The following is a 22,485-nucleotide window of genomic DNA, read 5'->3' on the forward strand; positions in this document are numbered from 1 at the left end:
GATGCACCCGGAGTCATCGACGACGGTCCCCGACCGTGGCGTCGAGGCCTACGACGTCGTGCCACCGCCGTTGTGGCCGCAGTGCGGTGACAACATCGGCGGGGGCGAGGAATTCGTCGATCTCACGGCACACCTCCTCGACGGTGACCGAGGCGACGATCGAGTTGTCGTGTTCGCAGCGTGGGGCGCCCTCGTCGGTGAGGGTGGCACCGCAGAGCCGGCAGCGCGTGGTCCACGCGGTCAGCACCCGGTCGTTGGCGCGGTTGAGTGGTCCGGCGTTGACGAGGTTGCCGATCCAGAAGATCCCGATTGTCGGGACGCCGATGGCTTTGGCCAGATGCCGTGGCCCGCTGTCGTTGCCGACGAAAACCGTTGTCCGCGTGAGCAAACCGCACAGCTCGGTCATGTCGGCATCGACGAGGCAGTGCACGTGGCGGGTGTCGCAACCGCCCACCCGGTCGAGGATCTCGCGCAACAGCGGACGGTCGTCGTGGGTGCCGATCACATGAACGGTGGCCCCACCGCGCACACAATGCTCGATGACCTCCGCGAATTTGCGTACAGGCCACCGCCTTCGGGGATCGGTCGCCGAGGGGTGAACGGTGACAACGGACCCCGTAGCCTGCCCGACGAGCCGTTCGGCGGCGGCCTCGTCGTCGGGGGTGACGGTGATCCGCGGTTCGAGAGTGACCGGTGCGGCCCCGGCCAACCCGACCACCTCGAGCGCACGGATCATCTCGTGCTGGTAGTACCGGAACGGAGTGGTCCTGGTCAGTTCGATGGCACCGTCGGCGCGGGAACCGACCGTCCACCGAGCTCCCGTGCGGCGCAGGAACCGGTTCGACCAGGCACCGCCGCCATGCAACTGAACCCCCAGATCGACACGTTCCCTTGCCATTTCGTAGAGCAGCGCGCCCTCGGCAGGTGAGTCCTGCGGTGGGAGCACCCGCACGTCGTGCACCGGTCCCGGCCGTGATCGCAGCAGCGCGGCATGCAGGGCCGAACCGAGCAGGGTGATCCGCGCCGACGGGTAGGTCGCGGCGAGCGCCTCGATCGCCGGCAGGGCGAGCAGCAAATCGCCCAGGCCGCCGCCGCGCAACACCACGATGCGTTCGACATCGGGAAACGGACGCGCGATCGGCCCGAACATGCTGTCGCCGGACACGGTCGTCATCTCGGCACTCCTTACCCGATGTTCCTCGGTGGCGGTGATCGGCAACGGCCGCAGTACCCCGCCGCCCGTCGCCGAAACAGTTACGGCGAAACCGGCACGCCGCTGTTTGACCTGGTTCCCGTCGGGCATAGCGCCCAGCGAGAACCGGTCACCCCGCAAGCGGTGCGTTCCCCGGCCGCCGCTCGCCCGACGAACGGAGTCCGCGTTGAAGATCGCCATGGTTTCCGAACACGCGAGTCCGCTGGCGCCGCTCGGTGGCACCGATGCCGGGGGTCAGAACGTTCACGTCGCCGCCCTCTCGGCCACCCTCGCCCAGCGCGGGCACGAGGTGATCGTCTACACCAGACACGACGGAACCCACTGCGAACGCACGGTCGACACCGACGACGGCTACCGCGTCGTGCACGTCCCCGCCGGCCCACCGCGCCCCATCCCCAAGGACGAAATCCTGCCTCACCTGGGCGAATTCGCCGCATTCCTGCGTGATGACTGGGCCCGCGAGCATCCGGACGTGGTGCACGCCCACTTCTGGATGTCGGGCATGGCCGCCGAACTCGCCGCCCACGGCACCGGAATCCCCGTTCTGGTCACCTTCCACGCGCTCGGCACCGTCAAACAGCGGTACCAGGGCCGCGCCGACACCAGCCCACCCGCGCGTATCCGCATCGAACGACTCGTCGCGTCCCGGTCGGCGCGGGTCGTCGCCACCTGCTCCGACGAGGTCGGCGAACTCACCAAGATGGGTGTGCCACCGCATCACGTGTCGGTGGTTCCGTGCGGTGTGGACCTCGACCTGTTCGCCCCCGACGGCCCGGTCGCCGAACGCACCGCACCGCACCGCATCCTGTCGGTCGGGCGGATGGTGCCACGCAAAGGCTACGACCTGGCCATCGCCGCACTGCGCGAGTTACCCGACACCGAACTGGTCATCGCGGGCGGCGCCGACGACAAGGGCAAAACGCACGCCGAGGCGCGACGGCTGCGCGGCTGCGCGCAACGCATCGGCGTCGGCGACCGGGTGCACCTGCTCGGGTCGGTCGCGCACACCGCCATGCCGGAATTGATCCGCTCCGCCGATGTCGTGGCCTGCACACCGTGGTACGAGCCGTTCGGCATCGTGCCACTCGAGGCGATGGGCTGCGCGCGACCCGTGGTCGCCACCGCTGTCGGCGGCATGCTCGACACCGTCGTCGACGGAGCCACCGGCGCACTGGTGCCACCGAACTCCCCCGAGGCGCTGGCCGCCGCCATTCGCCCGCTGCTCGACAACCCGCACCTGGCTGCCTCGCGAGGCGCGGCCGGGCGTCGTCGAGCCGAGAACTCCTACTCCTGGGAGCGGGTCGGCACCCGAACCCTCACCGCCTACCGCAAGGTATCCGCGCGCCGCCTCGACCGGGCCGCGATGTCGGCATGACCCCGCTGAAAGGAGTTCCATCCCCGTGAACCCGTCAACCCGCCCGCTCGGCACCGTCCTCGTCACCGGCGGATCCTCAGGTCTCGGCGCCGCGACCGTCGCCGCGATCCGCGCCGCGGGCGGCACGCCCGTGGTGCTCGACCGCAACGCCCCCACCGACGGAATCGACTGGGAACAAACAGATCTCGCCGACACCGCCGCCGCGACGGCCGCTGTCGAACGTGTACTCGACCGCACCGGCGGCCACCTCGACGCGGTGTTCACCGCAGCGGGCACCGACGCCTGCGGCCCGCTCGACAGCGTGTCGGCCGAGAAGTGGGAAAACGTGGTCAAGGTGAATCTGTTCGGCACCGCCGCCGTCGTCCGTGCGGCACTGCCCGCCCTGCGCGCGAGCAAGGGCACCGTCGTCACCTGCGCCTCCACCCTCGGCATGCGCGCGCTGCCCGACGCCACCGCCTACTGCGCGTCGAAATTCGGCGTCGTCGGCTTCACCCGCGCCCTGGCCGCCGAGACAGCGGGCGAGGTCGGCGTGACCCTGCTGGTGCCCGGCGGCATGGACACCGCGTTCTTCGACGACCGGACCCCGCAGTACCAGCCACCGGCCGACGCGAAACTCAACCGGCCGGAAGACGTCGCCGCCGCGGTCGTTTTCGCGCTCTCCCAACCACCGGGCTGTCAGGTGCGCGAACTGATGGTGTGCCCGTCGACGGAGCCGTCGTGGCCGTGACGACGATCCTCGCCTGGCATGTGCACGGGTCCTGGATGAGTTCGTTCGTCCAGGGACCCCACCGCTACCTGATCCCGCACGACCCACGCTGGGGCGGGTGGGCGCTCGGCCGGTGCGGGCGACCGTGGCCGACCGGCGCCGAGGAGATCGCCCCCGAGGCGCTCGCCGACGAACACGTGGATGTCGTTGTGGCCCAACGCCCCCGCGAACTGGAACTGGCCCAACGCTGGCTCGGTCGCACCCCCGGTGTCGATGTCCCCCTGATCTACGTCGAACACAACACCCCGTCCGGACACGCCGCGACCACCCGGCACCCCATGGCCGACCGCGACGACCTCACCCTGGTCCACGTCACCGAGTTCAACCGGTTGATGTGGGACAACGGGCATACCAGGGTGCGCGTCGTCCCCCACGGGGTCCTCGATCCCGGCCCCCTCTACACCGGCGAACTCGAGCGGGCGGCCACCATCGTCAACGAACCGGTGCGCCGCTGGCGGGTCACCGGCACCGATCTGCTCGCCGAACTCTCCGATACCACCCCGATCGATGTGTTCGGAATGGAAACCGACCACGTCCATACCGCCGTCGACCGGCCGAAGGATCGGGTGTGTGGGCACGGCGACCTGCGCCAGGACCACCTGCACGCCGAAGTCGCGCGCCGCCGCGTATTCGTCCACACCCCACGCTGGACCTCGCTCGGCCTGTCGGTGCTCGAGGCCATGCATCTGGGCATGCCGGTCGTCGCCGTCGCCACCACCGAGGCGGCGGCCGCGGTCCCGCCCGAGGCCGGAGTGGTGTCCACCGATGTGTCGGTCCTGGCCCGAGCACTGCACCGTTTCGTGGCCGAACCTGATCTGGCCCAGCTCGCCGGCAAAACCGCACGGCAGTGGGCGCAGACCAATTTCGGCATCGACCAGTTCGTCGAACGCTGGAACGAACTGCTCACCGACACCGTGGAGGGTGGGCGGCGATGAGGCATGTGCTGGTGGCCCGACTCGACAGCGCGGGCGATGTGCTGCTCACCGGGCCCGCCGTCCGGGCGGTCGCGGCGGGCGCCGACAAGGTCACCTTCCTGGCCGGGCCGCGCGGTGCGGCAGCGGCCCGCCTGCTGCCGGGGGTGGACGAAGTCGTCGAATTCCACGCCGGGTGGGTCGATTTCGACGCGCCCCCGGTCACCGGCGACGTCATCGACGCGCTGCTCGACACTCTGCACGCCGTCGCACCGACCGAAGCCGTCATCTTCACCTCCTTCCACCAGTCGCCCCTGCCGTTGGCCCTGGTGCTGCGCATGGCCGGGGTCGGTCGTATCGCGGGCATCAGCACCGACTACCCCGGCTCACTGCTCGATCTGCGCGACACCCGCGACGAGGACCGGCCCGAACAGATCCGAAATCTGGCCCTGGCCGAAGCCGCCGGGTTCCCCGGTGACTCCGATCAGCTCCGGATCCGCGAGGACCTGCTGCCCGATGTCGGTGCCCGCACCGGCGGACCCGGCTACATCGTCGTCCATCCCGGCGCCGCCGTACCGGCCCGCCGCCCGGCACCGGAACGGATGAGAACCCATGTGGCAGCCCTGGTCCGGGCCGGGTACCGGGTACTGGTCACCGGTGGTGCCGACGAGCACACCGCTTTCGTCGCCGACGGGCTGGCCACCGACCTCGGCGGCCGTACCGACCTCGCGACGCTGGCAGCGATACTGCGCGACGCCGATGTCGTCGTCGCCCCCAACACCGGGCCCGCGCACCTGGCCGTCGCGGTCGGCACACCCGTGGTCTCGCTGTTCGCACCGGTCGTCCCGGCCGCGCGGTGGGCGCCCTACGGTGTGCCGGTCGTGGTGCTCGGCCGGTCCGCGGCGTGCGAGGGCACCCGAGCCCGCACCTGCCCGGTACCGGGGCACCCGTGCCTCGACACCATCACCTCCGCGGAGATCGTCGACGCGGTGGACACACTGTGCGCCCGACCGGCCGACACGAGGCGGCCCGCATGAACACCCGGTCACTGCCCGCCACCCGAACGAACGGGTCCGCTCGAAACGGCCGATCGCCTTCCGCCGCTCCTGCGGCGGTGCTCTTCGATCGCGATGCGACCCTGATCGAGGACGTCCCCTACCTCGGCGATCCGGCCCTCGTGCGTCCCGTACCCGGAGCCGCCGACGCACTGGCCCGGCTGCGTGCCGAAGGGATCCCGATCGGGGTGGTGAGCAACCAGTCCGGCATCGCCCGCGGTCTCATCACCCACGCCCAGGTCCGTGCGGTCAACGCCGCCGTCGAACAGCTACTCGGACCGTTCGGCACCTGGCAGATCTGCCCGCACGGTCCCGACGACGGCTGCGAATGCCGCAAACCCGCCCCGGGCATGGTCTTTCGCGCCACCGAAGAACTCGGCGTCGCGCCCACCGAGTGTGTCCTGATCGGTGATATCGGCGCCGATATCGAGGCCGCTCAGGCCGCCGGATGCGCCGCGATCCTGGTGCCGACCCCCATCACCCGGCGAGCGGAGATCGAGCACGCGCGCGCCACCGCCCTCCTCGCCCAGGACCTGCCGACCGCCGTCGCCCTCGCCATGACGGGCGCCGCACGAAAGGAATTCGCGCCATGAACAATCCACCCGGCACCCGCCACCTGGTCGCCGAGACCGGTGCGAACCTGGAACACCACTTCGGCGCGCTCGGCGCCGCACTGGAACGCAACCGGGGCGCCTCGATCCGCCGCATCTGGTCCTGGGGCGAACAACTGGCCGACATCTACCAGCACGACGGGCGGCTGTTCACCTGCGGAAACGGTGGCAGCGCCGCCGAAGCCCAGCACCTCAGCGCCGAACTCACCGGCCGGTTCCGCACCGAACGCCGGCCGTTGGCCGCGATCGCCCTGCACTGCGACACCTCCGCGACCACCGCCATCGTCAACGACTACGGCATCGAGGAGATGTTCGCCCGCCAGCTGCGCGCCCACGGCCGCCCCGGCGACGCCCTCGTCGTGCTCTCCACCAGCGGCAGCAGCCCCAACGTCGTCGCCACCGCCAAAGCCGCCCACGAAATGGGCATCACCACCTGGGCGCTGACCGGCCCACCACCGAACACCCTCGCCTCGGTCTGCGACGACGCGATCGCGGTCGAAGCCGACAGCGTCGCCACCGTCCAGGAAATGCATCTCGTGCTCGTCCACGCCCTGTGCACCGCCCTCGATGCCGCATTGGAGGCACTGTGACCGCCCACCCAGGACCGATCGTCGTGCTCGGTGACGTCTTCCTCGACATCGACGTCGACGGTCACTGCGAACGCTACAGCCAGGACGACGCCCCGATCGTCGACGTCACCACCACCCACTACCGCCCCGGCGGGGCAGGGCTGGCCGCCCGCCTCGCCGCGGGCGACGCCGACGAGGTGGTCCTCGTCGGCGGGTTCGCCAACGACCACGCCGGGCACCAGCTGCGCGCCCTGCTCGAACCATACGTGCAGGTCATCGGTGTGCCGCTGCACGGGTCGACGGTGTGCAAGCAGCGGGTGCGCGCCGACGGACGCTGCACCGACGGCGAGGAGCCCGTGGTGATCGCCCGCTGCGATTCGGGCACCGGCAAGGTGGCACCGGGGCCGATCCCCACCGATATCGACAGCGTCCTGGCCCGCGCCTCGGGTGTGCTGGTGTCCGACTACGGCCGCGGCATGACCTCCCACCCACAGATCCGTGGGCTGCTGCGCACCCTCGCCCCACGAATCCCGGTGGTGTGGGACCCGCACCCGCTGGGTTCGCTGCCGATTCCCGACACCGCCATCGTCACCCCGAACCGCAGCGAGGCACTGCGGTTGCTCGATTCGGCCTCCTCGATCCGCGACACGAACACCCTGGCCCGCCTGTGGTCGGCGCACGCGGTCGCGGTCACCCTCGGGCCCGAGGGCGCCTATCTGTGCGGTGCGGAATTTCCGGCCGGGATGCGTATCCAGGTGCCGCCGGGGCGCCGTGCGCCCGAGGGCGTCGATATCTGCGGGGCCGGTGACCGGTTCGCCGCCGCGGTCACCGTGGTGCTGGCCGAAGGCGAGTCGACCGAGCCCGCGGTCCGCCACGCCGTGAGCGCGGCCGCCGAATTCGTGTGCAACGGTGCGGCGTCCTCGCTCGCCGAACCCGAACCGGCCGTGGCCGACGCGATGGCCGAGGTGGTCGGGTGGCCGTGATCCTGCCACCGCGCGCGACTGAACGCGGGTTTACCACCCAGCTCAGCGGGCATGCGCCCGTCATCCAGGCAAGCGGGCCGGGCACACCCGGCCCATCCGAAAGGAGCACGCCGTGTCCACACGTGTAGGCAGAACGGGTTCGGCCCGGTCACCGATCCAACTGGCCTCGCTGGCCGTCGGCGCGGTATTCCTGCTGGTCGGTATCCTCGGATTCATCCCCGGCATCACCACCGACTACGACCACCTGCAGTGGGCGGGCCACGAATCGCACGCGAAGCTGTTCGGCGTGTTCGCCGTGTCGGTGCTGCACAACATCGTGCACCTCGTCTTCGGTGTCCTCGGCCTGCTCGCCGCCGCGAGCGCCGCGACCGCACGGACGTTCCTGATCGGTGGCGGTGTCGTCTATCTGGTCCTGTGGCTCTACGGATTGCTGATCGACGAGCACAGCGACGCCAACTTCGTCCCGCTCAACGACGCCGACAACTGGCTGCACCTCGGCCTCGGGCTCGGCATGATCGCCCTGGGCGCCCTGCTGCCCCGCACCGTCGCGACCACCGTGGACCGCCGCCGATGATCGACAAAGCGACCCTCACCGACATCCCGAACACCGTGGTACGCACCGCTTTCCAGGCCGGTGCCAAGGTCAGGCACGCGCGGGTGTTCCATCCGCGCGGCCTGCGCCTGGCCGGACGCTTCCACGCCGCCGCCGACTTCGTGCCCTGGTTCGGGCCGGGCGAACGCGCCGTCATCGGCAGACTGTCCAAAGGTATCGGCACCCCCACCGGCATCCCCGACGTACTCGGCTTGGCCTTCCGTGTCCTCGACCGAGACGATCACCCCTGGGACTTCGCCCTCGCCACCACCGGACGCGGCACCCTCGGCCGATTCGTCATCACCGCCGCACGCGGCTGGGACCGCGCCTGCTTCGGTTCGCTGATGCCCTACCGCTTCGGCGACGACTCACCGGTCTGGCTGTTCGCCGAACCCCTAGACGAACTGCCCGGCACCGCTTCCCTGCAAGCACTGCGCGACCACCTCGACAGCGATCACCTCCTGCGGTTCTCCCTCACCGCCGAATCCCTCGGCGGCGAACCGATCCCCGTCGGCGAACTCGACCTGCGCCGCGCCGAACCCGGCGAATACCGCACCGATTTCTTCGACCCGATCCTCAACCGTCCGGCCGGTGTCGCCCTGGTCCCGCACGCGCTCGACCGATTCCGCGAAAGCGCCTACACCGGAAGCCGGCGCGGCCGAACAGACGAAACCAACCATCCCCCAACATGATTCCTGTTTCCTCGCCGCCTACCGGGTATGCCGACCACATGACCACAACCACCGCACCCCCCACCACCTCCCCAGAGGACATCGCCGACGCGGTGCGCTCCACGCGCGCCGCCCAACGCGGCTGGGCAAGCGTCCCACCCGCCGACCGCGCCGAGACGCTCCGCGCCGCGGCGGCGGCCGTGCGCGCCCATGCCGACGACCTCGCCACCACCCTCGAATCCGAAACCGGGCGCCCCGCCACCTCCGGACGCGAGGGAGTCCTCGCGGGTGCGTCCACCCTCGACCAGTACGCCGAACTGGGCCCCCTGCATCGCGGCAAAGCACTGCAGGGTTCCCCCGAGGCCACCGACTTCATGATCCCGGAACCACGCGGTGTGGTCATCGCTCTCACCCCGTGGAACGACCCGGTCGCCATCGCCTGCGGGCTGCTCGGCGCCGCCGTCGTCACCGGAAACACGGTGCTGCACAAGCCGAGTGAACGTTGTCCCCGCACCGGCGAACTCCTCGGGCAGATCATGTCGCCCCACTTCCCCGACGCGGTCCTCGCCACCGTCACCGGCGGTGCCGACATCGGTGCCCTGCTCGCGTCCTCCCCCGAGGTCGACGTGATCGCCCATGTCGGCAGCAGCGAAACCGGGCAGCGCATCGCCGCCGCGGCCGCCCGCACCGGTGCCAAGGTGCTGCTCGAGAACGGCGGCAACGACCCACTGCTCATCGACGCCGACGTCGACCCCGAATGGGCCGCCGAACAGGCCGCGCTCGGCGCGTTCGCCAACGCGGGCCAGATCTGCACCTCGGTCGAACGCATCTACGTCCACACCGCCGTCGCCCCCCGCTTCCTCGAGGCACTGTGCGCCCGCGCCGCCACATGGAACGAACACCCGCAACCACTCGTCGACGCCCGCCAACGCGCCCACGTCCACGATCACGTCGCCGACGCCGTCGACCACGGCGCCCGCGTCCTCGCCGGCGGCTACATCCCCGACGGGCCCGGCGCGACCTACCCGGCCACCGTCCTCACCGACTGCCTGCCCCAGATGCGGGTACTGCGCGAGGAAACCTTCGGCCCGGTCGCCCCGGTCCGGGTGGTCCCCGACTTCGACACCGGGCTCGACGAAGCCGCCACCGGTGAATACGGTCTCGCCGCCACGGTCCTCACCGGTTCCATGGACCACGCCCAAAGAGCCTGGCGCACTTTGCCCGTCGCGACCGTGAAGATCAACGCCGTCTTCGGTGGCGCGCCCGGCGGAGCCGCCCAACCCCGCGGCCGTTCCGGCAACGGCTTCGGCTACGGCCCCGAACTGCTCGACGAAATGACCACCGTGAAAGTCGTCCACGTGAGGAGTGCCCCATGCCCCAGCAGCCACTGACCGGCAAGCGCGTCGCCATCCTGGCAACCGACGGCGTCGAACAGGTCGAACTCGTGCAACCCCGCGCCGCCGTCGAAGAAGCGGGCGCGACCACCACCCTGCTCTCCCTGGAATCGGGCAGCATCCAGGCCATGAACCACGACGTCGAGAAGGCCGACACCTTCACCGTGGACCAGGTCGTCAGCCAGGCCAGCCCCGACGACTACGACGCCCTCATCCTGCCCGGCGGCACCACCAACCCCGACAAACTCCGCCAGGACTCCTCGGCCGTCGGCTTCGTGAAACAGTTCGCCGCGACCGGCAAACCGATCGGCGTCATCTGCCACGGCCCGTGGACCCTCGTCGAGGCCGACGCGGTACGCGGCCGCACCCTCACCGGCTACCCCAGTGTGCGCACCGACATCCGCAACGCGGGCGGCACCGTCGTCGACGAGGAGGTCGTCACCGACAACGGGCTCGTCTCGAGTCGCAACCCCGACGACCTGCCGGCCTTCTGCGCCAAGATCGTGGAGGAGTTCGCCGAAGGCCGACACTGACCGACACCCAGGGTGGACCCGGGCCGAGGTCTTTCACGCGGTAGCGTGGACATCAGGAGATCGGAGGGCTCGGTGGAGGGCGCGTTCCGGGACCGGCCCGGGGACCCGTACAACCCCGACCGGCACGACGTCGGCAGCGATGGTTCGTTGTTCGGCGGCGTCGGCGCGCTCTGCGCCGCCGCGGTCCGGCTGACCGGCGCCGACGGCGCCGCCCTCGCCCTCCTCGGCCGCACCTCCCAGGCCCGCGAACTCGTCTACGCCACCGACGCCACCGCCCAGCAACTCGACGAACTCCAGTTCGTCATCGGCGAAGGCCCCTGCATCGACACCTACCGGCGCGGTGAACGTCAACTGTGGCCCGACCTCACTGCCACTCCCGCGACCACCCGCTGGCCCGTCTTCACCGCCGAACTCCTGACACTCGGCGTACGGGCTCTGTTCGCCTTCCCCGTACCGAGTGGCGATGCCACTGTCGGTGTGCTGGAACTGTATCGGATGAGCAGTGGCCGCCTCAGCGCCGTCGAACAGGATTCGGGTCTCGCGTGCGCCGCCGCCGTCGGCCACATGATCGGCGCCGATCTGGACCGGCTCGCCGACACCGAAGCTCTGGCCGCCACCGATCCCGCGGGCGAGGAGTTCTCCCGCGCCGTGATCTTCAACGCGGCAGGCATGGTTGCGGTGCAGTTGGCCGTCTCCGCCGACGAAGCCCTGGCGCGCCTGCGTGCGTACTGTTATGCCAACGGCCGCTCGATCAGCGCGGTCGCCGCCGATATCGTGGCTCGCAGGTTGTCGCTGCACGACCAGCGCGACTCCAGTGAAGGGCAGGGACGATGAACAGCGCGCAGACCCGCCTCGCCATCGCGGATCTGACCGCGACACTGGCCACCGACTTCGACGTGCCCGCCCTGCTGAACGCCGTCGCCGAACACGCCCGCCAGTGCTTCGATGCTGTCTCGGCCGCCGTGATCCTGCTCGACCAGCGGTCGGTCGGCGCCGGCATCCAGATCGTCGCCGAAGCGACCAGCGAAGACGCGGTCACCGACCCGCGCCTGCACATCAGCGGCCCGGGTCTGGCCAGCGCACGCGACGGTGCCGTCGCCATGATCACCGACATCGATCGGCGCGACGAAGGCTCCCGCTGGCCCGACTACCACGACCGCGCCCGCCTGGCCGGTATGCGGTCGGTGCGCGCGTTCCCGGTCAAAGCCATGACAGTGCCCCTCGGCTCGGTCGTCGTCCACGCGAACGAACCCTGGGGATCCGAGCGTCCCAACGATTTCGGGCAGATCCTGGCCGACCTCACCGCGGTCGCCCTGTCCATGGGAACCGAACACGGTCGCGCGAACACCACCGCCGACACGGTGGCCGCCGTTCTCGACGGCACCACCGCCATCGCCACCGCCGTCGGCATCCTCGCCGAACACTACGACCTCGACCTCGAGGCCGCCCGCGACCGGCTACGCAAACTCGCCCGCGCGCATCGGACCACCCCCACCGCACAAGCAGCGGCCGTCGTCGAGGCTCAGAACGCCAACCCCGCCGATCCGGGCGTCGCATCCGCCCTGCATCTCCCCGACGAACCCGCGCCACCGCCACACATCGACCGATAAGTCCGGTCTCGGTCTAGTGCTTCACAGTGTCCGGCATGTGCGCGGTGAGCAGCACATGGTCCAGCCTGCTGCGCAACTTCACCTCGTCACCGGCCACTTTCGGCAGCTCGGCGACCACCCGCTCGGCAATCGTGCGCAACTTGACATTGGTTTCCTGCGACCGCCACCGCAACACCCGGAACGCCTGTTCGGCGGTGATCGCGTACACCAGCATCAACGCGCCCTTGGCCTGCTCGATCACCGTCCGCGCCTCGAGCACACCCGGCAACGTCGTGTCGAGCGCCTCCCGCCGGAACACCTCGGCGGTCTCGGTGACATCGACGTAATAGCCCGAGGTACCGATCACCGCACCGCGCTCGTCGCGCCACGGTTCCGACACCACGAGCACATCCCTGACCTGACCATGGGTGTCGACGATGCGGTGATGACTCGAGTACGCACCACCGTCCTCGACCGAGGTGATCATCGCCTCGAGCCGGTCACGGTCACGCGGATGCTTGTGGGACAGGAGCAAGTCCGTCGTAGGCATGGTCCCCGGCGGGTAACCGTGCATCGCGGCGACCTCGTCGGACCACTCCCACCGATGCGTGCCGAACCGGTACCGGAACCACCCCACCCGCAGCGGGTCGCCGACGCCGACGACCCGTTCCACGAGGAGACGCTCGTCGGCCGACACGTCTTCCCGATCGGTCATAGCCCTCAGTATTCACCGCTCGCCCGGACGCGTCGTCGCCTCACAGGTCACGGCTACGTCCCGAATTTCGGCATCGAGTCGGTCACAGTCCATGACAGCGGCGTACCCACGTGCTCAAATGGGTAGTACCAGCCGATCTTGAGGATCCAGGACCGGTCGGCGCAGCGCGCGAGGCCTGCCGGTGCCGAGGAAATCGAGTACTCGTGAACACCCATTTCAGCCACGTAGGACGATACGAACTACCCGCCTTCGACGGCGAACCACCGGATGTGTCGGCGCGCGTGAGTGCCGACATCGAGACCCGATCGAATGCGATCGTCCTGTACGTGCGCGGCGACATCGACGCCTACACCATCACACGCTGGCGCCGCGTCCTCGACGACGCCTTCCAGCGAGCATCGGATGGCAGGCAGTTGGTCGTCGACCTCGACGAGGTCACCTTCATGTCGTGCCGATCGATCATCGATCTGGCCTGTCGCGCCCAGCAACACGACACCATCCGGGTGAGCGTGGTCAAGGCCGCGCCTTCGGTCCTCGACCGCATCATCACCGCCGCCGGACTCGCCCAGTGGCTGACCCTGCACACAGACCTGGCCGACGTCATCTCGACGTCGACCGATCCGCCCCGACCGAACCTGCGCGTGTGGACACACCGCGAAACCGACCGGGGCACCCCAACACATCAGTGAAGAAGCAGTTCAGTTCTCTCGAGGAAGTTGTGCAATGCGCTATTCCGATCATCCTGTCTTCGACACCACCGAACCGGCGACCGAGCCGGACGCCACCGTTGTCAGCTGGCCCGAACCGAGCCCACTGCAGTCGTGGTGGAACGACATCATGCAGGGCGTGAAGCCGCCGCGCACCCGAACCGGCGGCCAGAAATCCTCACATCTGCCGCAGAACTAGCCCGATCGGTGCCGCAGGGCCGTCCGCCCTGCGGTGCCGTCCGGGCTGGTTCACCCGGTCACCGTGGTACCAGCGGAAATCATCAGATAAGCGGTCATCAGGATGAACAAGAACCAACCTGCCCCCTGCCACACCCGCCACGACCGACCGTCGCGATAACGCTGATAGGTGTGCACGAAAGCACCGATCCCGCCGGCCAGCAGCACCAGCGACGGACCGATCATCACGGCGGCCTGCGCCGGGGTATCGCACAGACGAGTCTGCGCGCCCGCACAGTTCGTACGTGTCGCGGCCCAGAAGTTCACCGCGGCGAAGACGATCGCCGCGACACCGATCACGCACACGCCGTAGAGCACGGCGCGGCCGTATGCCTGGTCGTCACCACCGCCGCGGGCGGTCATCTCATGACCGAGCCCGTGCGGTCGCACGCCGGTTGGCCTTCGCGATCGCCTCGACCAGTTCCTCCTTGGTCATCCGCCACCTGCCGGTGATCGACAACCGCCCCGCGACATCGATGAGGTGACTCTTGGTCGCATTCGCGTTCACCCCTTCGGCGCTCTCGCCGCGCGGCGTCGGACCGCCGGAAGCAGCCCGCGAATCCGACGGCCCCCGGGTGCCTTTCGGCTCCCAGTGGTCCCCCACCTTCTCGAAACTGTGCTTCAGAGCGCTGTAGGCGACCCGGTTGGCGCGTTCCTCGGTGCCGTACTCGTCCAGCGCCGCGTCGTGCGCCTTGGCGAACGTCCGCTGCGCCTTGGCGCTGGAACGCTGCAACGTACTCGGCAGCTCCGATGTCCGCGCCCGGCCCGAGCTCGTGGTCTTCGGCATCTCGACAGCCTTTCTCTCGCGTCACAGTGGCGCTACCCAGGCCGGAGCAGCCGAAACCCGCACATCGAACCGAAAATAACGGTTTAGTAACCGCGATTCCTGGCAACTATGAAGATATGACCCACTCACGTAATCGGACACCGAATACGACGAGTACGGATCTGACCAGCACCGCCATCATGTTGGCCACCTGCGTGTTCTTCTTGTTCGGTCTCACGACCCTTACCGGATCCCTAGCCGTCGCCGCCCTCGGCGCACTCGGCCTGGCCGCCGCCATGGCCACCGCGACCAAGATGGTCGGCCTCAACCACCTCTGACCCGCGCGCCTACTCGATCAGATTCGCACTCTTCAACCACTCGTAGGCGACATCGGCCGGGTCCTCCCCGTCGATGTCCACGCGACCGTTGAGCTCACGCATGAGATCGTCGGTGAGTCGCTCGGAGATGGCGCCGAGCAGCGAACGCAGCTGCGGATGCGCCTCGATCACCGCACCACGCACCACAGCGGTCCCGCTGTAGGGCAGAAAGAACTTCTTGTCGTCTTCCAGCACAACCAGATTCAGGTTCTTCACCCGGCCGTCAGTGGTGTAGACCATGCCGAACCGGCACGGCTCACCCTTGGCGGTCGCGGTGTAGACGACCCCCGCGTCCATCCTGGTGACATTGCCCGCGGGCACCCCGTCGGGATCGTTGTAGGGAATGCCGTACTTCGCCAGCATCGGGATGAAACCGTCCGAACGACTGAAGAATTCGTCGTCGACACAGAATGTCCGCTCCGCCACCGGCAGCTGCGCGACCTCCGACAACGACCGCACCCTCAGCCGTTCGGCCGTCGGCGTCGAGGCCGCGAAAGCATACGTGTCGTTGAAATTCGCGGGCGCCAACCACTCCAGATCGTGGTCAAGCTTCTCCACATCGTGCACCCGCTGCCACAATTCCTGTGGGTCGACGATCGTCTCGGTCTCGTTGTGGTAGTTCACCCACCCCGTACCCGTGTACTCCCACAGCACGTCCGCGTCACCGTTGAGCTGCGCCTGCCGCGACGACGCCGACCCCGGCGCACCCGTCAGATCCGTGATCGACGCGCCCGCCGCGGCCAGATACGTGGCGGTGATCTTGCCGAGCAGCACGCCCTCGGTGAAACTCTTCGATGTCACCGTCAGCTTAGCGCCCTCGAGCGGCCGATCGCCGCCGGGCAGACTCGCGTCGTGGAACGTCCCCGACGAACTCACCAGCCCACACCCGGCGACCAGCGAAACACTCGCCACCAGCGCGCACACCAGCCGTCTCATGAGATACCTCGCGGGGTCGCGGCCAGCTCCACGAGCCGGCCGAGCCAGTCGATGATCAAGGCGAGCAACCCGACGAGCACCGCACCGGAGATGAGCAACTTCGGCAGGAACAAGGTGACACCGGTCGTGATGAGCGTCCCGAGACTGGTCGCACCGATGAACGTGCTCAAGGTCGCGGTACCGACCAGGATCACCAGCGCCGTGCGCACGCCGTTGAGGATCACCGGCACCGCGAGTGGCAACTCCACCTGCACCAACGTCCGCAGCCCGGAGAACCCGATCCCCCGCGACGCCTCGATCGTGCGCTGATCAACCTGCCGCAGCCCGACGATCGTGTTCTGCAGAATCGGCAGGATCGCGTAGACCACCAAACCGACCACCGCCGTGCGGAACCCGGTCCCCAACCAAAACGTGAAGAGCACGAGCAGACCCACCGCCGGGGCGGCCTGCCCGATATTGGCGATGTTCACCGCCAGCGGCTCGAGCCTGCGCAACGCAGGCCGGGTCAGCGCGATGCCGAGCGGAATCGCGACCACGACCACGATCAGCGTCGCCACCACGGTGAGCCGCACGTGCTCGACGATCGTCGTCTGCAGATTCGCCCAGCCCAGCGACGCCTGCTCGGTCGCGGTGAACGTCGACGCCCGATACCACAGCAGGTACCCGATACCGATCACCGCGATGATCAACGGTTCGAACCACACGTCGATCGGCAACGCGCGCAGCCGCTTCACGCCGGATCACCCGGCCCCGGCTCGGCGGCGACCACCGGCGTCGGCGTCGGATCCGAACCATCGACATAGGTCTCGTAGGACGTCTCGCCCTCGGCATTGTGCGCCTCGGCCAGCTTGGTCTGGATCACGTCGGTCACCGCACCGATACTGAGCGAACCGACCACCCTGCCCCGCCCGTCGGTGACCAGCGTGGCGCCCTGGCTCGCCGCGAGCATCGCATCGAGGGCGTCGTTGAGCGTGGACGACTGCGCGACCACCGGCAGCCGCCGATCCAGATAGTCCGACACCTCCGGCTTGCTCGACACCTCACGCAGTGACGGCCACGAACGGGGTCGCCCCGCCGAATCGACCACGACCACCCAGGTGTGGCCGGCACGGGTCGCCCGGCCGATCACCTCTTTGGCGGGCTCGCCGATCCGCGCGGTCGTCACCGGATCGACCTCGACATCACCCACCCGGGACACCGTCAGATACGCCAGTTTGGCCCCCGATCCCACGAATTCCTCCACGAACGGTGTCGCCGGATCGGTAAGGATCTCCTCGGGCCGCGCGTACTGCTCCACATGCCCACCCTCGGACAGGATCAGCACCCGGTCGCCGAGCTTGGTCGCCTCCTCGAAATCGTGGGTGACGACGACGATGGTCTTACCCAGCTCGTGCTGAATCGCGATCAGGCTGTCCTGCAGGCGAACTCGCGTGATCGGATCGACGGCGCCGAAGGGTTCGTCCATCAGCAACACCGGCGGATCCGCGGCTAGCGCCCGCGCCACACCCACGCGCTGCTGCTGGCCGCCGGACATATCCTTGGGCAGCCGGTCGGCAAAGGTCGCCGAGTCCAGACCCACCAGATCCAGCAGATACTCGGTGCGCTCGGCGATGCGCTTCTTGTCCCAGCCCAGCACCCGGGGAATCGCCCCGATGTTCTTGGCCACCGACCAGTGCGGGAACAACCCACCGGACTGGATGACGTAACCGATGGACTGACGCAGCTTGTCGGGATCCTCCCTGGTCACATCGCGTCCACCGATGAAGATCCGACCCTCCGTCGGCTCGATCAACCGGTTGATCATCTTCAGGGTCGTCGTCTTCCCGCACCCCGACGGCCCGACGAACGCGACGATCTCACCCGCCTCGATCTCGAGGTCCAGCCGCTCGACGGCCGGCTTGTCCTGCCCCTTGTACCGCTTCACGACCGAGTCGAGGACGATGGACGCGCCGGTCACGTCGCGTTCGGACGGGGTGGTCACCGTGTTCATGAGAGCCCCTTGGCAATGGTGAGTCGTCCGAGCAGGACGAGCAGCGCGTCGAACACCAACGCGACGACGACGATGAGAATGGTTCCGGTGAGCGCCATTTCGAGCGCGTTCGCACCGCCGAGCCGTGACAGCCCGTTGAAGATGAGCGATCCGAGTCCCGGACCGAGCACATAGGCGACGATGGCGGCGACGCCCACGATCATCTGGGTCGACACCCTGATGCCGGTGAGGATCACCGGCCAGGCGATCGGCAGCTCGACGGTGAGCAGAATCCGCCACCGCGACAACCCGATCCCCCGCGCCGACTCCACCACCGAGGCAGGTACCGAGCGCAGGCCGACGATCGCATTACCGATCACCGGCAGCGCCGCGAAGAAGGCCAACATCAGAAACGACGGAACGACCCCGAGCCCGAACGGCACGAGCAGCAGGGCCAACAGCGCCAGCGACGGAATCGTCAACGCCACCCGGCTCGACGTGAGCGTCAATGCCGACGCCAGCGGCAGCCGGTACACCGCCACCGCGATCAGCACCGCGACAACGGTTCCCACCAGCACGGTCTGGAAAGCCAGCGACGCGTGCTGATAGGTGAGAAAGGTCAGCACCTCGCCCCGACCCTGGATATAGCTCCACAAATTCACGGCATTCCCATCGTCGGGCTGGACCGATTCGCGCGCGATCGCCGGATAAACCTGCGGTCGCAGACTAACCGATACCGCCCGCTCGACGGCGGATTCGCGTCAGGCCGCACGGTGGGGCGCAGTGACATAGTCGCGCGCGTCGCCCGCGATCACCGTGCTCGGCCGCCCGTCGACACCGACCGGGACCGGTCCGCCGAGGGTGATCCGGGTGAGCCTGCGATGCGCGCCGTCGTAATCGTCGACGGCGTAGTGCTGGGTGGCCCGGTTGTCCCAGATCGCGACATCGCCGAGCGACCAGTTCCAGCGGGTCGTGTGCTCGAGGCGCGTCACCCGATCCTGGAAAAGCCGGAACAACGCCCGCGATTCGCTACTGGAGACGCCGACGATCTCCTTCACGAAGCAACCGAGCAGCAGGGCACGCTCACCGGTTTCCGGGTGGACCTCCACCACCGGATGCTCGGTCTCGAAATACGTCGACTCGAATTCGCGCCGATACGCGCGTTCGAAATCATCGGATCGGTCCACGACGTCGGCCGCGTAGTCGTAACGATTGGTGTGCCTGGCGCGCAGATTCTCCGCGAGCAATTTCAGCGAGGCAGGCAGCGAGTTGTACGCCGCGACGGTGGACGCCCAGGTGGTCGTGCCGCCGTACTCGGGTAGCGTCACCGCCCGCAGGATCGAGGCCTTCGGCACCCGGTCGACGAACGTGACATCGGTGTGCCACACATTCGACCTGGTCTGATGCGAGTCGATCGCCAGACTCTTGGCCCCCGCCGAAGTCAGCGTGGGGTGCGGGGTGGTCGGTGCACCGAGGAGCTCGGCGAATTCGTACTGCCCGTCCTCGCTCAGATGCTCCTGGCCGCGGAAGAAGATCACCTTGTGTTCGGCGAGTGCGGCGCGAACGGTATCGACCGAACGCGCGTCGAGGTCACCACCGAGGCGGATGCCGTCGACGCGGGCACCGATGTGGGCACCGAGCTTCACCACACGCACTGCGTCGGCTGGAACGGACATTCGAGGGCCTTTCGATCGAACCTGCGCGAACAGGACCTACGAAACCAGTCGGCGGATACAGCGAACAGCATTCTGTTCACGCTGAGCCGAAAGCGCTTCCGCCCCCTTCGTCTGAAGAAGGCCGGCGTAGCCGGTCATTTTGTTATGGCGTGGAAGGTTATACATAGATAGATGCGCATATCGCGCTATCTGCATGTTGTTTACGAACTCAAGTCTGTCCGAGGCATGCACTGCCCCGGCAAGTCCATCGACCGTCGGGTCTTCATCGATCGAATTACCCTGCCCCCCAGTGGATTCGATTGCCCTCCCGATATCCACTCCCCTCCCCCACCTCATGACTGGCAGGATCGGGACGTGACTACCGCCAACCTGACCCGCTCCGAGACCGCCGCGCGATCCGCCACGGTCATCGTGCGCGACTACCGTGTCGAACTCGACCTGTCCGGCGCACCCGACCACACTCGCCCGGGGTTCACCACCACGACGACGGTCACCTTCGACGCCACGGTGACCGAGACGTGGCTCGACTTCCTCGGTCTCGCAGTCGAATCGGTGACCGTGAACGGACGGGAAGTGGCGGTCGACTACGACGGCGCACGGATCACCGTGACCGGCCTGTCGGCATCGAACGTCGTCGTTGTGCGGGCGATCGGTGAGTACAGCCGCTCGGGTGAGGGACTGCACCGGTTCCTCGATCCGGCCGACGGCAGCACCTACCTCTACAGCCAGTACGAGCCGGCGGACGCGCGCCGGGTATTCGCGTGCTTCGAGCAGCCCGATATGAAGGCGCCGTTCACCTTTGCCGTCACGGCGCCCGACGGTTGGGAGGTGGTGTCGAATCGGCCCGCCGATACCGTGACTGTCGACGGCTCGGATCAGACGGTGCAGTTCTCACCGACACTGCCGATTTCCACCTACATCACCGTGGTCGCGGCCGGCCCGTATCGCCGCGTCGAATCCTCGTGGAGCCGAGGGGAACTGACGATTCCGCTCGGCGTCCTGTGCCGCGCCTCGCTGGCCGACCACCTGGACGCGGACACGATTCTCGAGGTGACCCGCCAGGGGCTCGACTTCTTCGCCGACCATTTCGCCTACCCGTTCCCCTGGGGCAAGTACGACCAGGTGTTCGTGCCCGAGTACAACCTCGGCGCCATGGAGAACCCGGGCCTGGTCACCTTCACCGAGGCCTACGTGTTTCGTGGTGCGGCGACGGCCGCGCAGTACGAGGGCCGTGCGAACACGATCCTGCACGAGATGGCGCACATGTGGTTCGGCGATCTCGTCACCATGGTGTGGTGGGACGACCTGTGGCTCAAGGAGTCCTTCGCCGACTACATGGGCGCGCTGGCCAGCGCGGAGGCCACCGAGTGGACCGACGCCTGGGTGGCGTTCGCCAACCGCCGTAAGGCGTGGGCGTACCTGCAGGATCAGTTACCGACGACGCATCCGATCGTCGCTGACATCACCGATCTCGAGGCGGCCAAGCTCAATTTCGACGGCATCACCTACGCCAAGGGCGCGAGCGTGCTCAAGCAGCTCGTCGCCTATGTCGGCCGGGAGGCGTTCTTCGCGGGCGCCCGCCGCTACTTCCGGGCCCACGCGTTCGGCAACACGACACTCGATGACCTGCTGACGGAGTTGTCCGCCGAGTCCGGTCGCGACCTCGACGAGTGGGCGCGGGCCTGGCTGCAGACCACCGGCGTCTCCACCGTGACCCTCGACGACGACCACATCGTGCAGACCGATCCGCGCCCGCACCGGCTGGCGGTCGGACTCTACGACTTCGACGCCGACGGCGACCTCGTCCGCCGTGACCGCGTGGAGGTCGACATCGTCGAGGAGCGCAACCCGATCGCCCTCTCCCCCGCTCCCCTGCGGCTGCTCAACGACAGCGATCTCACCTATGCGAAGGTTCGTCTCGACGCCGATTCCCTGGCGACCGTGGAGCGGTCACTCGACCGCGTGGTCGACCCGCTGGCACGCGGGCTGATCTGGTCGGCGCTGTGGAATGCCACGCGCGACGGCGAACTCGCCGTAGGCCGCTATCTGACGATGGTCCGCGATTTCACTCCCGCCGAGTCCAATACGGCCCTGCTCACGGCAGCGCTCTCGAACGCCTCCTTCGCCATCGGCCACTACCTGCCGACCGCCGAGCGCGACAGGTGGCGGCAGGAATGGCTCGAATCATGCTGGGCGGCACTGCATTGCGCTGCGCCCGGTTCCGGCGAGCAGCTGGCGTTCGCCCGCGCGACCGCGGCCGCCGCCACCGTCGACGCGGGGCGGGCCGCTGATATCCGCGCCATGTTGCTCGGTGGAACTCCCGCTCCGAAGGGTCTGGCCCTGGATCCCGACCTGCGGTGGTCCCTCTGGGCGGCACTGGCCGCGACCGGCGCCGCGACAGCCGATGATCTGGACACCGAACTCGCCCGCGACGACACCGCCTCGGGCCGCACCGCCCACCTGCATGCCCTGGCCGCCCGCCCGGAACGGGAGGTGAAAGCCGACGCGTGGACGCGCGTCTTCGACGACACCGCGCTCACCAACGACCACCTCGACGCCGTGATCGACGGCTTCCGCGCAGGCGACCGCCGCGACCTGATCGGCTCCTACGACGAGGAGTACTTCACCCGACTGCGTCCGACCTGGGAGCAGCGCAGCATCGAGATCGCCCGCCGTATCGTCGTCGGCCTCTTTCCCGCCACCGATTCCCTGGCAGCTGTCGACACCTGGCTCGCGACGAATTCCGACGCACCCGCTGCCCTGCGCCGCCTGGTCGTCGAGCAACGCGATCATCTCGCCCGCGCATCGAGGGTCCGCGCGCTCGGATGAACTCGACCGCC

The 22,485-nt window shown here is 68.5% G+C and carries 26 protein-coding genes; 17 read left to right on the forward strand and 9 right to left on the reverse strand.

Annotated features, from left to right (window positions below):
• Positions 1–13: 13 nt before the first annotated feature.
• A complete protein-coding gene (locus AB0I35_RS14200; protein WP_357396287.1) occupies positions 14–1,174 on the reverse strand; it encodes a glycosyltransferase family 9 protein in 1,161 nt (386 codons plus the stop codon).
• 205 nt (positions 1,175–1,379) lie between these two features.
• Here AB0I35_RS14200 and AB0I35_RS14205 point away from each other — a divergent pair, with 205 nt between their 5' ends.
• The 13 genes from AB0I35_RS14205 to AB0I35_RS14265 all read left to right on the forward strand — a co-directional run bounded on the left by AB0I35_RS14205 (position 1,380) and on the right by AB0I35_RS14265 (position 12,283).
• Positions 1,380–2,588 (forward strand): glycosyltransferase, encoded by a 1,209-nt coding sequence (locus tag AB0I35_RS14205; protein WP_357396289.1) that lies wholly within the window; start codon positions 1,380–1,382, stop codon positions 2,586–2,588.
• A 25-nt stretch (positions 2,589–2,613) separates the two neighbouring features.
• Positions 2,614–3,315 (forward strand): SDR family oxidoreductase, encoded by a 702-nt coding sequence (locus tag AB0I35_RS14210; protein ID WP_357396290.1) that lies wholly within the window; start codon positions 2,614–2,616, stop codon positions 3,313–3,315.
• Entirely contained in the window at positions 3,306–4,289 is a 984-nt protein-coding gene (locus AB0I35_RS14215) for a glycosyltransferase (RefSeq protein WP_357396292.1), read from the forward strand. The genes AB0I35_RS14210 and AB0I35_RS14215 overlap by 10 nt, the downstream gene beginning before the upstream one ends.
• Positions 4,286–5,302 carry a glycosyltransferase family 9 protein gene (locus AB0I35_RS14220; RefSeq protein ID WP_357396293.1) on the forward strand — a complete coding sequence of 339 codons (1,017 nt, stop codon included), beginning with the start codon at positions 4,286–4,288 and terminating at the stop codon, positions 5,300–5,302. The genes AB0I35_RS14215 and AB0I35_RS14220 overlap by 4 nt, the downstream gene beginning before the upstream one ends.
• A 77-nt stretch (positions 5,303–5,379) precedes the next feature.
• On the forward strand, positions 5,380–5,913 hold the full coding sequence (locus AB0I35_RS14225; RefSeq protein ID WP_357396294.1) for an HAD family hydrolase: 534 nt from the start codon (positions 5,380–5,382) through the stop codon (positions 5,911–5,913).
• A complete protein-coding gene (locus AB0I35_RS14230) occupies positions 5,910–6,521 on the forward strand; it encodes an SIS domain-containing protein (RefSeq protein ID WP_357396295.1) in 612 nt (203 codons plus the stop codon). The genes AB0I35_RS14225 and AB0I35_RS14230 overlap by 4 nt, the downstream gene beginning before the upstream one ends.
• Positions 6,518–7,483, forward strand: coding sequence for a PfkB family carbohydrate kinase (locus AB0I35_RS14235; protein ID WP_357396297.1), 966 nt, complete (start codon positions 6,518–6,520; stop codon positions 7,481–7,483). The genes AB0I35_RS14230 and AB0I35_RS14235 overlap by 4 nt, the downstream gene beginning before the upstream one ends.
• Positions 7,484–7,595: 112 nt before the next feature.
• Positions 7,596–8,057, forward strand: a complete 462-nt coding sequence (locus AB0I35_RS14240) for a DUF4383 domain-containing protein (RefSeq protein WP_357396298.1) — start codon at positions 7,596–7,598, stop codon at positions 8,055–8,057.
• Positions 8,054–8,767, forward strand: coding sequence for a phosphodiesterase (locus AB0I35_RS14245; protein ID WP_357396300.1), 714 nt, complete (start codon positions 8,054–8,056; stop codon positions 8,765–8,767). The genes AB0I35_RS14240 and AB0I35_RS14245 overlap by 4 nt, the downstream gene beginning before the upstream one ends.
• A 38-nt stretch (positions 8,768–8,805) precedes the next feature.
• Complete coding sequence (locus tag AB0I35_RS14250; RefSeq protein WP_357396302.1) at positions 8,806–10,137, forward strand: aldehyde dehydrogenase family protein; 1,332 nt, start codon at positions 8,806–8,808, stop codon at positions 10,135–10,137.
• Positions 10,119–10,673: a type 1 glutamine amidotransferase domain-containing protein gene (locus AB0I35_RS14255; protein ID WP_357396303.1), complete on the forward strand. Its 555-nt coding sequence runs from the start codon at positions 10,119–10,121 to the stop codon at positions 10,671–10,673. The genes AB0I35_RS14250 and AB0I35_RS14255 overlap by 19 nt, the downstream gene beginning before the upstream one ends.
• A 45-nt stretch (positions 10,674–10,718) precedes the next feature.
• Positions 10,719–11,507, forward strand: a complete 789-nt coding sequence (locus AB0I35_RS14260) for a GAF and ANTAR domain-containing protein (RefSeq protein WP_357396304.1) — start codon at positions 10,719–10,721, stop codon at positions 11,505–11,507.
• On the forward strand, positions 11,504–12,283 hold the full coding sequence (locus tag AB0I35_RS14265) for a GAF and ANTAR domain-containing protein (RefSeq protein WP_357396305.1): 780 nt from the start codon (positions 11,504–11,506) through the stop codon (positions 12,281–12,283). Before AB0I35_RS14260 ends, AB0I35_RS14265 begins: the two co-directional genes overlap by 4 nt.
• A gap of 13 nt (positions 12,284–12,296) precedes the next feature.
• Here AB0I35_RS14265 and AB0I35_RS14270 read toward each other — a convergent pair whose 3' ends face one another.
• Positions 12,297–12,977: a PAS and ANTAR domain-containing protein gene (locus AB0I35_RS14270; protein WP_357396307.1), complete on the reverse strand. Its 681-nt coding sequence runs from the start codon at positions 12,975–12,977 to the stop codon at positions 12,297–12,299.
• Positions 12,978–13,180: 203 nt separating this feature from the next.
• Here AB0I35_RS14270 and AB0I35_RS14275 point away from each other — a divergent pair, with 203 nt between their 5' ends.
• Both AB0I35_RS14275 and AB0I35_RS14280 read left to right on the forward strand, forming a co-directional pair.
• A complete protein-coding gene (locus AB0I35_RS14275; protein WP_357396308.1) occupies positions 13,181–13,666 on the forward strand; it encodes an anti-sigma factor antagonist in 486 nt (161 codons plus the stop codon).
• 34 nt (positions 13,667–13,700) lie between these two features.
• Positions 13,701–13,883 (forward strand): hypothetical protein, encoded by a 183-nt coding sequence (locus AB0I35_RS14280; RefSeq protein WP_357396309.1) that lies wholly within the window; start codon positions 13,701–13,703, stop codon positions 13,881–13,883.
• A gap of 50 nt (positions 13,884–13,933) precedes the next feature.
• Here AB0I35_RS14280 and AB0I35_RS14285 read toward each other — a convergent pair whose 3' ends face one another.
• Both AB0I35_RS14285 and AB0I35_RS14290 read right to left on the reverse strand, forming a co-directional pair.
• Positions 13,934–14,284, reverse strand: coding sequence for a hypothetical protein (locus AB0I35_RS14285; RefSeq protein WP_357396311.1), 351 nt, complete (start codon positions 14,282–14,284; stop codon positions 13,934–13,936).
• Between the two features lies 1 nt (position 14,285).
• On the reverse strand, positions 14,286–14,708 hold the full coding sequence (locus AB0I35_RS14290; protein ID WP_357396312.1) for a ChaB family protein: 423 nt from the start codon (positions 14,706–14,708) through the stop codon (positions 14,286–14,288).
• A gap of 116 nt (positions 14,709–14,824) precedes the next feature.
• On the opposite strand from AB0I35_RS14290, the gene AB0I35_RS14295 reads away from it, so the two are divergent.
• Complete coding sequence (locus AB0I35_RS14295) at positions 14,825–15,025, forward strand: hypothetical protein (protein WP_133734118.1); 201 nt, start codon at positions 14,825–14,827, stop codon at positions 15,023–15,025.
• Positions 15,026–15,034: 9 nt separating this feature from the next.
• Here AB0I35_RS14295 and AB0I35_RS14300 read toward each other — a convergent pair whose 3' ends face one another.
• From AB0I35_RS14300 to AB0I35_RS14320, 5 genes are all read right to left on the reverse strand, one after another.
• Entirely contained in the window at positions 15,035–16,000 is a 966-nt protein-coding gene (locus tag AB0I35_RS14300) for a glycine betaine ABC transporter substrate-binding protein (protein WP_357396314.1), read from the reverse strand.
• Positions 15,997–16,734 carry an ABC transporter permease gene (locus AB0I35_RS14305; RefSeq protein WP_357396316.1) on the reverse strand — a complete coding sequence of 246 codons (738 nt, stop codon included), beginning with the start codon at positions 16,732–16,734 and terminating at the stop codon, positions 15,997–15,999. Before AB0I35_RS14305 ends, AB0I35_RS14300 begins: the two co-directional genes overlap by 4 nt.
• A complete protein-coding gene (locus AB0I35_RS14310; protein ID WP_357396317.1) occupies positions 16,731–17,990 on the reverse strand; it encodes an ATP-binding cassette domain-containing protein in 1,260 nt (419 codons plus the stop codon). The genes AB0I35_RS14305 and AB0I35_RS14310 overlap by 4 nt, the downstream gene beginning before the upstream one ends.
• Positions 17,987–18,631 carry an ABC transporter permease gene (locus tag AB0I35_RS14315; protein ID WP_067489676.1) on the reverse strand — a complete coding sequence of 215 codons (645 nt, stop codon included), beginning with the start codon at positions 18,629–18,631 and terminating at the stop codon, positions 17,987–17,989. The genes AB0I35_RS14310 and AB0I35_RS14315 overlap by 4 nt, the downstream gene beginning before the upstream one ends.
• Positions 18,632–18,730: 99 nt before the next feature.
• On the reverse strand, positions 18,731–19,645 hold the full coding sequence (locus tag AB0I35_RS14320) for a TauD/TfdA family dioxygenase (RefSeq protein WP_357396318.1): 915 nt from the start codon (positions 19,643–19,645) through the stop codon (positions 18,731–18,733).
• A 354-nt stretch (positions 19,646–19,999) separates the two neighbouring features.
• Here AB0I35_RS14320 and pepN point away from each other — a divergent pair, with 354 nt between their 5' ends.
• Positions 20,000–22,474 (forward strand): aminopeptidase N, encoded by a 2,475-nt coding sequence (gene pepN / locus AB0I35_RS14325; protein WP_357396320.1) that lies wholly within the window; start codon positions 20,000–20,002, stop codon positions 22,472–22,474.
• Positions 22,475–22,485: the final 11 nt, after the last annotated feature.

The organism is Nocardia sp. NPDC050378, from assembly GCF_040655675.1.
GTDB lineage: Bacteria > Actinomycetota > Actinomycetes > Mycobacteriales > Mycobacteriaceae > Nocardia > Nocardia coubleae.